We start from the raw sequence: 13,314 nt of genomic DNA, 5'->3' as shown, positions 1-13,314 counted from the left end.
AGACCACCCTTAGCCCATCGCAGATGGGCAGCTCAACTTCGTTGAGCTAAAAGCAAACGCCTTTTATTTAATCGGTTGATGATATGCGAACAAAAAACAGAATTTTCAGGCAGACACAGCTGCAATGGGAACAACTTGAGAAATATCTAAAAGAAACACAAGAAGGGTTTACGGATTTCATTCAGTCGTTAATCCAACGCGAGCTATCCCAAGCAGCAATGGCATTTAGATACGATGAGCAAGATCCACCGCCTAGATTCAAAATCAAAACGGTTTTTGAAGTCATAAAGCGCTATCAAAAAACAGACCCAGCATTACTGCTCGAGCTGGCCAAGATCGGGAATAATCTCAACCAAATCGCCCGAGCCTTAAACATCCTAAAAAACGCTACCGCAGAAGAACAGCGCAAGCTGGATATTTTTAGGTGTTTCCATGCGCTCAAAGGCATTCAAGACCAAATTGAACAGCTCTCCCCCGACTTGCCTAAAATCAGTAGACAGACCCCAGATCGTATTAAAAAACAATTACTTTCTCTTCCTTCTGTCGATTTGATCGAGGAGGATGAAGATGCATATTAAGTTTTTAGCGCATGGAAAGGGATCGGCTACACACGCTTCAGCTTATCTACTTGATGACTTAGATCACAAAGGACAGGTACGAGCAGGAATCGAAGTCTTACGAGGTGATGCCATCACTTTTAACTCAATCTGCAATTCAAGCCCGCACTTGTGGAAGTACACATCGGGCGTGATTGCATGGTCAAAAAAAGATGCCCCGACTCAAGAGCAAATCCACGAAGTTTTAACAGAGTTTGAAAAACACGCTTTTGCTGGACTCGATCCATCGCAATACCACCTATTTGCTGTCCAACACACTGACGATGACGGCTCAAAGCATATTCACGTTTTAGTGCCACGACTCGACCTTGCCAGTGGAAAGTCCCTCAATATCGCTCCACCTGGTCACGAGGCGCACTTTGATGCATTGAGGGACTACTTCAATACGAAATACGACTGGTCACGTCCTGACGACATCAGCTTGTCGAACCTCACTCAAGAGCCGAACTACGTCATCAAACTAAATAAACACGCAGAAAAAATCATCCCCAAACAGGATCTTGGGAAGCTGAAAAAAAAGCAGTTCTACAAATTTATAGACATGCAGATCCGAGAGCTGCTGAAAAAAGGGGAGATTCAGAACCGAAGCGACATTATTGCGGAGATTGAGCACCTCAATGGAGTGAAGTCAGTAAAAGCAGGGAAGGACTATATCTCAGTCAAAATAGACAACGAAAAAGAAACCACGCACCGACTCAAAGGGGATTTTTATCATGAAGACTTCGAAATTGGAGCTTATGCAGAGCGGCTTAGAGAGGCGGAAGGAAGCAGACCAACTGAATTCGAGCTTGCAGCTGCTATCAAAGACGCTGAGAGACTTCTTGACTCTCACAGAGCAAAGCGAGCTGCCTATCATGCAAAGCACCATGCTTTTAAGCAGGATGGAGGAAACGATCAAAGCCATAGAATCGAATTTAATCTCGATTTCGACCGAGATAGAGAATCTGTCACCCCAAACCCTGAAAACGACAATGGCGGGCTATCTGGAGCAGCTAGAGACCATCAAAAGTCAGCTATCACATATAGATTTATCGAAAATCAAAACGCTTTCCGTCTCAGTCCAAGCGCTGCAGGCCGAGATCGACAAGGCGATAAACAGCATTTCGATAGATCAGAAGCAAATCCAAGTCCTAATCCAATTTCAAGTAAAACAAGCGATAGAGAGCCAAGCGGAGTTCGTACAGACAGAGATCCTGTCACTATTACAGTCGCAGAAAGCCAAGTACGCGGCATTGGGAGTTATAGCGGTTGGAGTGCTGACGCTTTTAATGAGTTTATATACAACCTATCTGTCCAGTACAAACCTAAAGACAATCCAAGCACAAAAAGAAATGATTCAACAGAATTCACAAACAATACAAAGTCAAATCAATACTTTGAACAACCAAAGGAGATAAGTGATGCAGACCGAAATCGACTACTACCTAGCAGAACAAAACGAATTATTGAGTCAACAAAACGCCTTCTTGATGCAGGAAAACAGTTCATTAAAGACCACCTTGGATTTATACAAGAAACTACAACAAGACTTGAACAACAAAATCAGCAACTTGGAAGAGGAGAACGAAACAAGGAAGGAATTAATTTCTCAGATGAAATTGGAATTTTTAAAGCTAGAGCAAGGGAATTTTTCAGCAGAATTTCAACAGAAATTAATAACCAATTTCAGCAGTCAATATCGAGAGCTATGGACGAAAGCCTTAGAAAGTCAGGACTTAGTGAGTATGCTAAAAAATATAGTGCAAACGGAGTTGAAAGACGAAAAGACACAGCTCAATACCGTAATCTTGAAGGTGTCGCAGATGTCTGCACCACAGGATTACAGCGAAGAAATAGAAACATTAATCTCCTCGGTAAGCGACTTAAAGACACAAATGAGGAGTGTCATGAGCTTGCTCGAGAGTTTGATCGACTAGCAACAGAAATCAGGAAAATACGTCTAAAGCCAAAGCCTGCAACTGATTTTAAACACCTACGACTTGATGGCTACTATCCTGACTATACGCTTGCACATCGCGAGTTTTCAGCGCAGCAAGACTATGCCTATCAGCATAGTAGAAAATTTGATGTTATTCATATAATTAAGCGAAAGTCAGAAAAACTGAAAGATTACATGAGTCAGGCAAGAAATATACTGTACCAAAATGACTATGAGCTAATAGAAAAAATTATAAAAAATGATGAAAGAATGCTCAAATATTTGAAATGCGATGTTGTTTTAGAGCCACAAAATTCACGTTTTAAAGACGAAATATCCGCATACAAGGTCAGTTTAGACAACTTTGAAGATATCAAATTGACAATTGAAGCTGTCAAATCGTCAAAACCTAAAGTCACGCCTCAAAGTAACGAGTTAGTTTCAGATCAAAGCTTAGACCTTGACCTCAAACCAAAGTCAAATCCGAAACAAGACTTTGACTTGAACTTTTAAAGTGTACTCAAACCTGATCTGACAGTTACCAATTTTTTATTGTACCTGTCAGGTTAAATTTGAGCTAAATTCTTATCAGCCGAGGCTGTAAATTATTTTGTGTAAGCTCTCATTTTATTGTTACACATTGAATCCTATATGTTTTCCTGTTGGAAGCTCTACATCAATACGGAGCTTACCGCCCATAGCCTCAACATACTTTTTCATGGTTGAAATCTTTAAATCATTACCACGATTTTCAATTGCTGACAGTGATGGCTGTTTTATTCCCAAAGTTTCAGCAAGTTCTTTTTGGGAAATCTCTAACTCTTCTCGAATAAGGTGTAGCTGAGTCTCTAACAGTAGCTCATCAGCCATTTTTTGAATACGTGCTTAGCTTTCAATTTTAGCCTATTATTTCTAGAGTATTCCTAAAATGGGCAAAATGTCAGTTGATACCTACCTAAAGATAGTTTTTTACAGTTATATGCCATCCTCCGGACATTTCTACTTTGGGCTTACAGACTGATTACGCATAAGAGATTTTATGTTAAATAATAGTTAAACATTCTTAATGTGACATAGAGCCCTAAACTGGCATAATATAAACTCATATTTTATGAAAGTGTCTGATTTTATGGTGATTCTGATGCTATCGCGATGAGTTTGCGCACTCTCTGAATATAGTATTTCGCTTCTTCATCGCGAGAGAAAGCACTGATACTGACTTTGACACCATCAGGCATTCTTAGTGTAACTATTGCAGCATCGTAAACAGGGTAGTCTGATTCCAGTTCAACTTTATATACTTGTAAATTTGAAAGGGGGTAATGTGTTAGCCTGCTTCTAAAAGGAGACTTTCTTTGAAGAATGATTTCTCTAGATATGGAATTTAACGTCAAATCAATTGAATCACCTAAAATTGCAAACCACAAAATCATAGTTGAAAAAACAAGAGGAAGGATCAAAAATCCGAAAGTTGCAAAAATAACTCCGAAAATTGGAGTATTTGTCCAATCTGTCGATTGTGCTAGGCCTAAATAATACAAGACGAAAGGAATACAAAACAGAGACCAGGGCAGCAGAAAAAGACGAAGCCAGAAAGGAAATTCTCTTACGTAACGTACTACATCTTCTTCGAAGATAATGAACTCATCTGATTTTTGTAACTTTTTTTTATTTATCATTTTCTTGAATTACATATCTATTTTGATGGTGTTTTATTTATTATACGCTTATCAAACTTTCTCCTTCCGAAAAAAACAGTCTAAAATTAACATAATACACCTTATACGAAGTCACACTGTAACTCCAAAATAGAAATGTCCGGTTTCTCCAAAGTAAAAATGTCCGCTTTTAGAATATGCACTTTTGCAATTTCGTTAGCGGACGGTTTGATATGTTGGTGTCTATGTCGGATAAAGAACTTAAACGATTGTCGGTCTTGCAGGAAATCTGCGATCAACGCATAACTCAATCCCAGGCTGCTCAGCTACTTCATATTTCAGAACGTCAGATCAGACGCTTACTGCAGAAATACAAAGCTCAAGGTCCCGCTGCATTAGCCCATGCCGGTCGTGGCCAAATCAGCAATTCCAAACTTCCTGAAGAACTCAGACTCAAGTGCCTCAATATTGTTTCTGATCAACTCCATGGTTTCGGACCCACTTTAGCGCATGAAAAGCTCACCACCGTACATGGATTCGATCTTTCAGTAGAAACCCTGCGTTCCTGGATGATTGCAGCTGACTTATGGATTCCTCGATCCAAGCGCCTAAAACGCCCGTATCAGCCTCGTTACAACCGGGATTGCTTTGGTGAACTGATCCAAATTGATGGCTCATATCATGACTGGTTTGAAGGACGCGCTGCTAAATGCTGTCTGCTGGTGTTTATCGATGATGCTACAGGAAAATTGCAGCATTTACGCTTCTGTGAATCAGAATCAGCCTTTGATTATATGATTTCAACACGCTTGTATGTTGAGCAGCATGGTAAGCCGTTGGCATTTTACAGCGACAAACATTCAGTCTTCAGGGTGAATCAAAGCAGCAAGAAAGACACCAAGATTACCCAGTTTGGACGCGTACTCAGTACCCTGAATATCGATATCATCTTCGCCAATTCACCACAGGCCAAAGGCCGTGTGGAACGTGCCAACAGAACCCTTCAGGACCGTCTGATCAAGGAGATGCGTCTGGAAGGTATCAGCTCGATTGAGCAAGCTAATGCCTGGCTACCCTGCTTCATTGAGCAGTTCAATCAGAAGTTCGCCAAGATGGCTTTTAATCCTAAGGATCTACATCGGCCTATCACTGAAACAGCCGAAGAATTAGATGATATTTTTACTTGGCGTGAACCCCGCAGAGTCACGAATAGCCTGACGATTACTTATGATAAATGCGTATATCTCCTGGAAAACACCGAAGAAAATCAAAGGTTGATCGGTAAGTATCTTGAGTTCCTGGAATACCCGGATGGTACTGTACCCCTCATGCATGATGGCCGAAAGATCAATTACAGCCTCTTCGATAAATTAAGTCAGCTGAATCAGCGAGAGATTGTTGAGAATAAACGGTTGGGTGCTGTTCTGAATCATATCCAACAACAGCATGAAGAACTGGAACAACAAAACAAACGCAATCGTTCTCAAAAGATGCCAAGCAGACGTGCACAGAAAATAGCAATCAAAGAACGAAATCTAAATCCTGTGCTTGACTTGGAATTGTCCATATAGGACATTTCTATTTGGTTATTAGGTAGGACATTTCTACTTAGGAATAACACACACAAAAAAAATGGGAGCTTAAGCTCCCATTTTTATTGATTATTTTTTAATTCTTTCAGCATAGCATCTCGCAGAATTTCATTCATCCTAGTTTGATAGCCTTTGCCTTGAGCTTTAAACCATGCAAGTACATCAGCATCTAAACGAATGGAGGTCTGTTGCTTCACTGGGCGATAGAATTGATTATGGCGTACAGCATTGCTCCAGTCTGTAATTTCAGGAATGTCTGATAGATTGAGCTGATCATCAGGAACCGTCCCTTTAGCAAGCAAGCGTTTAATTTCAGCATCTTGCTTCTCACTAAATTTTTCATTCAGTTCTTTGCGTGAGTATCTAACCATGCTCATATTTATCTCGCTCCGCTTTAGTTACCTGTCTTGCACTAATGATTCTTATGATTTCACAGTCATCTTCATCAAAGATGGTGTGAGCTACTAATAGCATTAGTACGCCTTTTACTCTTCCAATGGTTTGCCAACGTTCCTCACCATCGGTATGTCTATCCTGGATTGAGATCCTTAATGGATCATCAAAGACAAGGCTTGCAGTCTCGAAAGAGATATCATGCTTTTTCTGATTCTTTCGATTCTTTGCTTCATCCCATTCGAAATACTGTTCCATAAAAAAACATTCAAATTTGTATATATAATAATGTATCACAAAATTGTATTACTCAATGGAATAAGTGTAATTTTTAGTCAAGATTATTGGCAAAGAATATCAAAACTGCTCATAAAAAAGCCGACTTGTTTCAAAATCGGCTTTTTACGGATTTTAGGGTTGAATGTGAAATTTTAAGTCATTGATTTTTATATTAATATACAAGTGTATTGCGTATAACCACCATTATGTTAAATGGCTGGTGAATTGGTGGAAAATTCCAGTTTTTAAAATTGCGAATAAGAGATTTTATGTTAAATAATCTATTATTTAGGAATCTTGTAGTGGCTTATCTCTATAAATATATTCAAATGTTATTTCTTCTGAGTTAAATAATTCCTTCAACCTTTGTCGAATAATAGCTTCTCTTTTTTCAAAGAATAGAATTTCATGACTAATCATGTGTTCAAAAGAGAATTCAGCTATCAGAGTATTCCGACCAAAATTAGCATCTCTAATATTTTTACTATTAAAAATTAAAATTGGTCCAAAAATCTTTTGGAAATCAGATTCCGTTAAATCTTTAGTGGTAACAATAAGCTTTTTGACATTACACTTTACATAATCATCCGTATCTTTATAATTTAATGAGAGATTCCATTCTGGATCAAAACGATCACTAAAAGGTTGACTGCTTATTAATTTACGAGAGCTACCACGTTTTCCTTCTTGTTGAACTTTCCATTTATCAATAATCTTATGATTTTTATTTAATTTTTTATTTAAGATAAAACCGAATCTTACTTTATCAATCTCAGATCCATTATGATCTAAATATTCTATTAAATCCTTGAAATGTACATCAATATTTTTTGAAAATACGTCTAATACATTTTGGTATCCGCCACACAAATGTGGTTTCCTTGTCATAGAAATAAATAACGATAAGATATCTTCTATTTTTAATGATTTATTATTTTTATTAAATTCAGATATTTCAAGATTTTTTTGTGTAAAAGTAATTAAATCTTTATCTAATATTTTATGCTCATTTGGAAAGGTGGGAATAATTAAATGTTGAGGAAAATCGTTACTTGAAATTCCATAATCTTCATTAAATTTAAGATCAAAATCATGAAGAGCATTTCTTTTCCAAGTCTCTCTATCAGTTGATATAAAGTGGATTGTATTTGAATTTAAGCTAGTTAATTTATACGCACGCATTGCTGAAAGGTATGTAAGATATCCATATGGATAAATCGAACAAACTATACGCTCTTCAAATAAAGGATCTTTTTGTTCAGATAATTTATAGATGTAATTAAAACCCTTTGGAGTTAAATTGCTGACAAATATTTCTTCATCCTGCAATAAGAAATCACAACATTGATAAAAAGCTTTAACTGGATATCTGTAATGAGAAATACCTTTAATAGGTGATCCTTTATATTTCTGTTCATAATAAAAAATTAGAAATTGTGAAAAAAGAGCTTGTCTGCTTATAGCTGGATGGGAGTAATCATGCTTGAACCATTCTAAAAGAGTCTCTTTTAAATTTTTCATATGTTATTAAATTAATATAAGTCCTAAGGACTTATATTAATTTAATTAGTGATTGTCAATGTTTAATTTGCAAGTCTTTGATTTAATTGTGTTTTTAATGAAAACCAATGGTCGACTAAAAAAAATAAGTTGTTATTATAGACTCATTACTGATCTGTGGCGTGCCATAGATGAAAAGCCCACTGCCAAGTGGGCTTTTGCATATCTGGGGTTTTATAAATGATAATTAATGTTTATGTAGATGGTTTCAATCTTTACTATCGAGCATTAAGAAAAAAAGGAACGGATGGGGACTCAAAAAAGGGGTTAAAATGGCTAGATATTAACAAACTATGTACTAACCTACTTTTAACATCTAGCCCTAAAGATGTAGTGATCAATGAGATTCATTATTATACAGCCCATGTATCTGGTAAGACAGAATCTTCTCCTAGAGATCAACAGGTCTACCTTAATGCCTTAAGTACTAGTAATAAAATAAAGTTACATTTTGGAAGTTTTCAGGTGTCTGAAAAATGGATGCCTTGTGTAAATCCCCTTTTATTAAAACCTACACCAGAAAAATTAGAAATAGAACCGGAACCTGTTTGTGTGAAAATCATTAAAACAGAAGAAAAAGGTTCTGATGTTAATTTAGGAGTGCATTTAGTTCGGGATGCTTTATTAAAACGTTTTGATAAGGCGGTAGTAATTACGAATGATGGCGATTTAGTTGAAGCTATAAAAATTGTAATTGACGAGGCAAAACTCCCAGTCGTATTACTCTCTCCTTGCACTAATATAGCTTATAGCTTAAAAAATCTTGCTACAGAAACACAAACGATCAAGGAAAAGAATATTAAAAAGGCTCAGTTTCCAGATGAAATAATTTTTGAAGGGAAACTTATCAAAAAGCCTGAGGATTGGTAATACAGTAGGGCCCTCTCTTCCAAGTTACTTAGGTAGAGAGCGATAGTGAGCACTTACGTGCTCCCACGCCCCTAATCTATAGCGCTTGTAAGAATGAATATATAGAACTTTAGGTCCCATGATCATCTCCTAACAATTATTACCAGTCGAGAGGACTGGCACTCTTTTACCAAAGCACGATAAAAGACTTGTTAAGTTGAATGACCCTACTGTACGTAAATGTATTCTCTAAAAATTTTCTTAATTTTTCAACTGTTAATTACTTCTTTTAGCTAAGTAATAAATGCTAATAGGATTATATGAAACTCAATCTTACATCATGGTTTAGCATATGTTAAAACTCTTCATCAATATCTAAATCTTCAGACTGGTTCCAAACTAGATCCTCAATTTTCTCCAGAATTTTTTCTGGCTTTATATCAGTATCAGATTTGCCACATTCTTGGCATTCACCAAAGTAATGGTCCTCAGTGATTTGATGCATATGCATCGTTTTCAAATTACAGATTGGACATACATCTACTTGAACCAAAGGGTAAGATTTCGCTTCTTGTATGGCTCTAGCTTTGTCTTCTGCCTGTCTTTCTAGTTCTGCATTCTCAGCTTCTATTTTTTTAGCAATTTCGGCTAACTCAGTTCTTGTTAATTGGCTTTCATGCCAATCTGGGAAATACTTTGAACGTGGGCCAAGATCGGAATCTTGATTACGATAATTTGCTGGATTTTCTTCTGGAAAATCTTCGAAATACTCTGACCACTCTCCCATCTTTTTCTCTCTATAATGTTTAAATTATCTAAAATTAACATAATACACCTTATACGAAACGTTTTATAATTTACTTTGAAATTCATATACTTATTTCAAAGTTTATAGCCCATCTTCCCCAAGGTGGGCTTTTTTTATGATTTTTCACGTTCCACGCCTATTCTTTGACCAATGTTTCACGGTTTTAATAAGCCTTGGTAAACAATTCAACCTCTAGTCATCACTTAAAACAGCATGTAGCACTCGGCCCAATAAACCTCGTTTTTTAGGTTCCGGTGTTATCGTAGCAGCTTGCTGAATAGGCTTATTTTCTATTGCTGTAATTTGTTCGGGCTGTACAATTTCTTGTAAGTCTGTAGTTGTACGGATTTGTTCATTTGTACTGTAATCCTGACTGTCAGGCTGAATATTTTGGCACTGTTGCAAATAACCACTAATGGTAAGCTGAATCCTCTTTTAGCTAAAGGTGCAGCATATGAATCCCTTCCATGGTCGGCATTTTCAGGGTGAAATCATTCTTTGGGCTGTATTTGTCTAGTAAAGTGGTGGCTATTCAGGGCATGGTTCAAGCATGACTTGAGTAATACTCGGGCTGTGCTCATGATTTGCTTGAGCATTACTTGCGGATTTTCCCCAACGTGCTTGGGCTGCATTTTTAGTTTTATCAGATTTGATTTGAAATCAAAATATGTATAAGTTTTTGTAGTTCTCAGATTATTTTAAGTCATTTTTAAGATTCAAATTTTAGGCTAAAGCATATTAAAGTCTTTGAACTAAAAAAATGCTTAAGCTGCCTTCTTTTCCCGGTCTACGCCAGATCAAACCCATCAGCCTTGCACGCTTCAACCTTTTACTCGCCATTTGGCTGGGACTGGTCTTAAACTTTGCTTTCTATCAGAAAATCCATCAATTGACGCCTTATACCAACCTCAAGGCAGGCGCATTATTGGCGGCTACAGTCCTGGTAGTTATCGGCTTGTACAATCTGGTCTTGCAGTGGCTGAACTGGAAATGGAATGCCAAGATACTGGCCAGTGTGCTGATCATTCTGGGCGGTTTTAGTGCTTATTTTGTCAATAGTCTGGGGGTTGTTATTACGCCGGACCAGATCCAGAATATGCTGCAGACCGATGCTCGGGAAGTCCGTGATCTCTGGTCAATACGGCTGGTGATCTGGACGCTGGTCTTTGTGATTTTTCCTTTGTGTATCATCTGGATGCTGAACATTCAGCCTGCATCTTTCGGGCGTCAATTGTTGCATAAAAGCCTTAGCAGTCTGCTTTCGGCCGTATTGATTCTAGGACTGTTATTCTGTTTTTATGTCGATTATGCAGCCATCTTCCGCGAGCACCGCGATCTGAAGGGCATGATTTCCCCGCAAAATAGCATTGCATCCACCGTATCCTACTATAAAAAGAAAGCACCTAAAGCCAATTTGCCTTTGATTCCTTATGGTGAAGATGCCCATCTGCTGCAGCAGGCTCAAATACAGAAACAACCCAAATTGATGGTGCTGGTTGTGGGAGAAACTGCACGTGCCGAGAGTTTCGCTTTAAATGGCTATGCGCGCAATACCAATCCTGAACTGAGCAAGTTACCAGTAATTAATTTCAATCAGGTCAGCTCTTGTGGAACTGCCACAGCTGTTTCAGTCCCTTGTATGTTTTCGGGCATGTCACGTGAAACCTATGATGAACAGTTAGCCAGCCACCGAGAAGGTTTACTGGATATTGCTCAGCGCGCCGGGTATCAGGTGACCTGGATTGATAATAATTCGGGCTGTAAAGGTGCCTGTGACCGGGTACAAAAATACCAGATTCCGGCACAACTGAAACAGAAGTGGTGTGATGCCGGTGGTGAATGTTTTGATGAAATCCTGGTGGATAGCCTGAAAGATTATCTGGCACATCTGGATAAAAACAACCCGAAACCACAATTAATTGTACTGCATCAGATGGGTAGTCATGGCCCCGCATATTACAAGCGTTCCAAAGCGCCATATCAGCCATTTCAACCGACCTGTAATACCAATGCTATTCAGGGCTGTAGTACAGAAGAATTAAAGAATAGCTATGATAATTCGATTGTATATACAGACCATGTTCTTGCCCAGATCATTGAAACTTTAAAGCAGCAGACTCAATATCAGACCGGTTTCTGGTACCTGTCTGATCATGGAGAATCCACCGGAGAGCATGGTTTATACCTGCATGGTGCTCCTTATAGCATGGCACCGACCCAGCAAACCCATGTCCCGATGCTGATGTGGTTCTCCGATGCCTGGAAGCAGCAGAATACCCAGCAGGTCAGCTGTCTCAAAGGACAGACCGAACAGGCCCGTAGTCAGGATCATCTTTTCCCCAGCTTATTAAGTTTACTGGATATAAAAACGCAAGTGACTGAAGCTAAAAATGATATGCTTGCACAATGCTCACCATCCTTAAAGAACAGAGCTTGAAATGCATAAAATACTGATTATTGAAGATGACTTTATGATTGCCGAGTCGACTGAAACATTGCTCAAGCTGCATCAATTTGATGTGCATTGGGTCAATAATGGGATTGAGGGTTTAAAACAGTTACAGCAGCAGGTCTACTTATATCAAAGTGAAGGGGCGATGGACTTACCTGTATCGTGCAGTTGATCAACGTGGTCATACGATTGACTTTTACCTTTCCGCTAGACGGAACAGTAAATCAGCCTATTGTTTTTTAGGAAAGATCTTCAATACGGTGAAAAAATGGCAAATTCCACGGGTCATCAATACAGATAAAGCAGCGACCTATGGCCATGCTTTATCACGGTTAAAGCGAGAAGGAAAATGTCCAGTAGATATTGAGCACAGGCAGATTAAGTATAAAAATAATGTCATTGAATGTGATCATGGTAAGTTAAAGCGGATCATCAGGGCCACATTAGGATTCAAATCTATGAAGACGGCTTATGCCACAATTAAAGGTATTGAAGTCATGCGTGCACTACGTAAAGGACAAGCATCGTCATTTTATTATGGTCAGCCTCAAGGTGAAGTGTGTCTAATCAACAGGGTTTTCGGTCTCTAAGCACTTTTAAAAAGGAACTTCATCGACTCAAATCTCTATTTGCAACAGTGCCCTTCGGCTTCAGGGTAAATATTAATAAAACAAAGCTTCATTACACAGAAAATTAAAAGTCATAATTTTGTCTAATCATTCAAATTCAAGGCATATGAAGTTCCTCTTCTCAAGAGGTATATGACTGTCTCATTATTGATAACTGCCATACATATACGGATTCTATTAACTTAATTCGAGGCTAAATTGAATCTTATAAGTTCAATTTAGCCATTCAAGAGTCATTATAAAAGTTTGCTATATAGCGAACATTAACTATTATTAGTTAAAAGTTTGCTATATAGCTAACAAATTTGGGGAGCAAAAAATGGCTACACGAGGTGAAATAGGTAAAAAAATACGTTTGGCCAGAAAAGGATTGGGCCACACACAGAAAAGTCTTGCAGAAAAAACTAAAGTCAATAAAACAACAATTTCAGATGTTAGCGGCAGTGTAAAAATGACCCCCTAATGGCATTTAAAAACTGACCCCCTTGGTTAATATAGCGGTCATTTTGGACTGCTCAACATGTTAACTTTGGAGCAAGCAGTGACAATCCAAATACTT

The 13,314-nt window shown here is 38.1% G+C and carries 12 protein-coding genes and 4 pseudogenes; 8 read left to right on the top strand and 8 right to left on the bottom strand.

All coding sequences use genetic code 11. From position 1 onward, the window contains the following. Positions 1 to 83: 83 nt before the first annotated feature. Entirely contained in the window at positions 84 to 578 is a 495-nt protein-coding gene (locus AC07E5_RS06190; protein ID WP_005175503.1) for a MobC family plasmid mobilization relaxosome protein, read from the top strand. Continuing rightward, the gene (locus tag AC07E5_RS06185; protein ID WP_498624995.1) at positions 568 to 3,048 is read left to right on the top strand and encodes a relaxase/mobilization nuclease domain-containing protein; all 2,481 of its coding nucleotides are present in this window, start codon (positions 568 to 570) and stop codon (positions 3,046 to 3,048) included. Before AC07E5_RS06190 ends, AC07E5_RS06185 begins: the two co-directional genes overlap by 11 nt. Before the next feature lie 120 nt (positions 3,049 to 3,168). Here AC07E5_RS06185 and AC07E5_RS06180 read toward each other — a convergent pair whose 3' ends face one another. Together AC07E5_RS06180 and AC07E5_RS06175 are read right to left on the bottom strand one after the other, a co-directional pair. Next, positions 3,169 to 3,414, bottom strand: coding sequence for a helix-turn-helix domain-containing protein (locus tag AC07E5_RS06180; protein WP_498625011.1), 246 nt, complete (start codon positions 3,412 to 3,414; stop codon positions 3,169 to 3,171). 248 nt (positions 3,415 to 3,662) lie between these two features. Then, complete coding sequence (locus AC07E5_RS06175) at positions 3,663 to 4,214, bottom strand: hypothetical protein (protein ID WP_171265059.1); 552 nt, start codon at positions 4,212 to 4,214, stop codon at positions 3,663 to 3,665. A 224-nt stretch (positions 4,215 to 4,438) separates the two neighbouring features. Between AC07E5_RS06175 and AC07E5_RS06170 the strand changes: the two genes are divergently transcribed. Then, positions 4,439 to 5,764 carry an ISNCY family transposase gene (locus AC07E5_RS06170; RefSeq protein WP_498624993.1) on the top strand — a complete coding sequence of 442 codons (1,326 nt, stop codon included), beginning with the start codon at positions 4,439 to 4,441 and terminating at the stop codon, positions 5,762 to 5,764. 83 nt (positions 5,765 to 5,847) lie between these two features. Here AC07E5_RS06170 and AC07E5_RS06165 read toward each other — a convergent pair whose 3' ends face one another. The 3 genes from AC07E5_RS06165 to AC07E5_RS06155 all read right to left on the bottom strand — a co-directional run bounded on the left by AC07E5_RS06165 (position 5,848) and on the right by AC07E5_RS06155 (position 7,978). Continuing rightward, positions 5,848 to 6,162: a BrnA antitoxin family protein gene (locus tag AC07E5_RS06165; RefSeq protein ID WP_171265058.1), complete on the bottom strand. Its 315-nt coding sequence runs from the start codon at positions 6,160 to 6,162 to the stop codon at positions 5,848 to 5,850. Further along, positions 6,149 to 6,436 carry a BrnT family toxin gene (locus tag AC07E5_RS06160; protein ID WP_120366266.1) on the bottom strand — a complete coding sequence of 96 codons (288 nt, stop codon included), beginning with the start codon at positions 6,434 to 6,436 and terminating at the stop codon, positions 6,149 to 6,151. Before AC07E5_RS06160 ends, AC07E5_RS06165 begins: the two co-directional genes overlap by 14 nt. Positions 6,437 to 6,745: 309 nt before the next feature. Then, complete coding sequence (locus AC07E5_RS06155; protein WP_498624990.1) at positions 6,746 to 7,978, bottom strand: hypothetical protein; 1,233 nt, start codon at positions 7,976 to 7,978, stop codon at positions 6,746 to 6,748. Positions 7,979 to 8,197: 219 nt separating this feature from the next. Between AC07E5_RS06155 and AC07E5_RS06150 the strand changes: the two genes are divergently transcribed. Continuing rightward, a complete protein-coding gene (locus AC07E5_RS06150; protein WP_130625977.1) occupies positions 8,198 to 8,887 on the top strand; it encodes an NYN domain-containing protein in 690 nt (229 codons plus the stop codon). A gap of 334 nt (positions 8,888 to 9,221) precedes the next feature. On the opposite strand, the gene AC07E5_RS06145 is transcribed toward AC07E5_RS06150, so the two are convergent. The 3 genes and pseudogenes from AC07E5_RS06145 to AC07E5_RS06135 form a co-directional block, all read right to left on the bottom strand. Beyond that, positions 9,222 to 9,653, bottom strand: a complete 432-nt coding sequence (locus AC07E5_RS06145) for a hypothetical protein (protein ID WP_498624988.1) — start codon at positions 9,651 to 9,653, stop codon at positions 9,222 to 9,224. A 213-nt stretch (positions 9,654 to 9,866) separates the two neighbouring features. Further along, positions 9,867 to 10,079, bottom strand: a complete 213-nt coding sequence (locus AC07E5_RS06140; protein ID WP_498624987.1) for a hypothetical protein — start codon at positions 10,077 to 10,079, stop codon at positions 9,867 to 9,869. 129 nt (positions 10,080 to 10,208) lie between these two features. Further along, a pseudogene (locus AC07E5_RS06135) lies at positions 10,209 to 10,331 on the bottom strand (DUF1376 domain-containing protein); the annotation flags it as partial. 103 nt (positions 10,332 to 10,434) lie between these two features. Here AC07E5_RS06135 and AC07E5_RS06130 point away from each other — a divergent pair. The 4 genes and pseudogenes from AC07E5_RS06130 to AC07E5_RS06115 all read left to right on the top strand — a co-directional run. Beyond that, positions 10,435 to 12,111, top strand: a complete 1,677-nt coding sequence (locus tag AC07E5_RS06130) for a phosphoethanolamine transferase (RefSeq protein WP_000916208.1) — start codon at positions 10,435 to 10,437, stop codon at positions 12,109 to 12,111. A 1-nt stretch (position 12,112) separates the two neighbouring features. Next, positions 12,113 to 12,250: pseudogene (locus tag AC07E5_RS06125) on the top strand (DNA-binding response regulator); the annotation flags it as partial. Beyond that, positions 12,246 to 12,716 (top strand): annotated as a pseudogene (locus AC07E5_RS06120) (IS6-like element IS1008 family transposase); the annotation flags it as partial. The pseudogenes AC07E5_RS06125 and AC07E5_RS06120, both read left to right, overlap by 5 nt. A gap of 358 nt (positions 12,717 to 13,074) precedes the next feature. Next, positions 13,075 to 13,191: pseudogene (locus AC07E5_RS06115) on the top strand (helix-turn-helix domain-containing protein); the annotation flags it as partial. Between the last annotated feature and the right edge of the window lie 123 nt (positions 13,192 to 13,314).

It is taken from the genome of Acinetobacter seohaensis, assembly GCF_056431365.1.
Note: the sequence above shows the minus strand (reverse complement) of the source record. Positions and strands in the feature narration are given on the sequence as shown.

Excerpts from the sequence above, each read along its gene's own strand:
- AC07E5_RS06190 (WP_005175503.1), top strand. The coding sequence starts at position 84 with ATGCGAACAAAAAACAGAATTTTCAGGCAGACACAGCTGCAATGGGAA.
- AC07E5_RS06185 (WP_498624995.1), top strand. The coding sequence starts at position 568 with ATGCATATTAAGTTTTTAGCGCATGGAAAGGGATCGGCTACACACGCT.
- AC07E5_RS06175 (WP_171265059.1), bottom strand. The coding sequence starts at position 4,214 with ATGATAAATAAAAAAAAGTTACAAAAATCAGATGAGTTCATTATCTTC.
- AC07E5_RS06170 (WP_498624993.1), top strand. The coding sequence starts at position 4,439 with ATGTCGGATAAAGAACTTAAACGATTGTCGGTCTTGCAGGAAATCTGC.
- AC07E5_RS06165 (WP_171265058.1), bottom strand. The coding sequence starts at position 6,162 with ATGAGCATGGTTAGATACTCACGCAAAGAACTGAATGAAAAATTTAGT.
- AC07E5_RS06160 (WP_120366266.1), bottom strand. The coding sequence starts at position 6,436 with ATGGAACAGTATTTCGAATGGGATGAAGCAAAGAATCGAAAGAATCAG.
- AC07E5_RS06155 (WP_498624990.1), bottom strand. The coding sequence starts at position 7,978 with ATGAAAAATTTAAAAGAGACTCTTTTAGAATGGTTCAAGCATGATTAC.
- AC07E5_RS06150 (WP_130625977.1), top strand. The coding sequence starts at position 8,198 with ATGATAATTAATGTTTATGTAGATGGTTTCAATCTTTACTATCGAGCA.
- AC07E5_RS06145 (WP_498624988.1), bottom strand. The coding sequence starts at position 9,653 with ATGGGAGAGTGGTCAGAGTATTTCGAAGATTTTCCAGAAGAAAATCCA.
- AC07E5_RS06130 (WP_000916208.1), top strand. The coding sequence starts at position 10,435 with ATGCTTAAGCTGCCTTCTTTTCCCGGTCTACGCCAGATCAAACCCATC.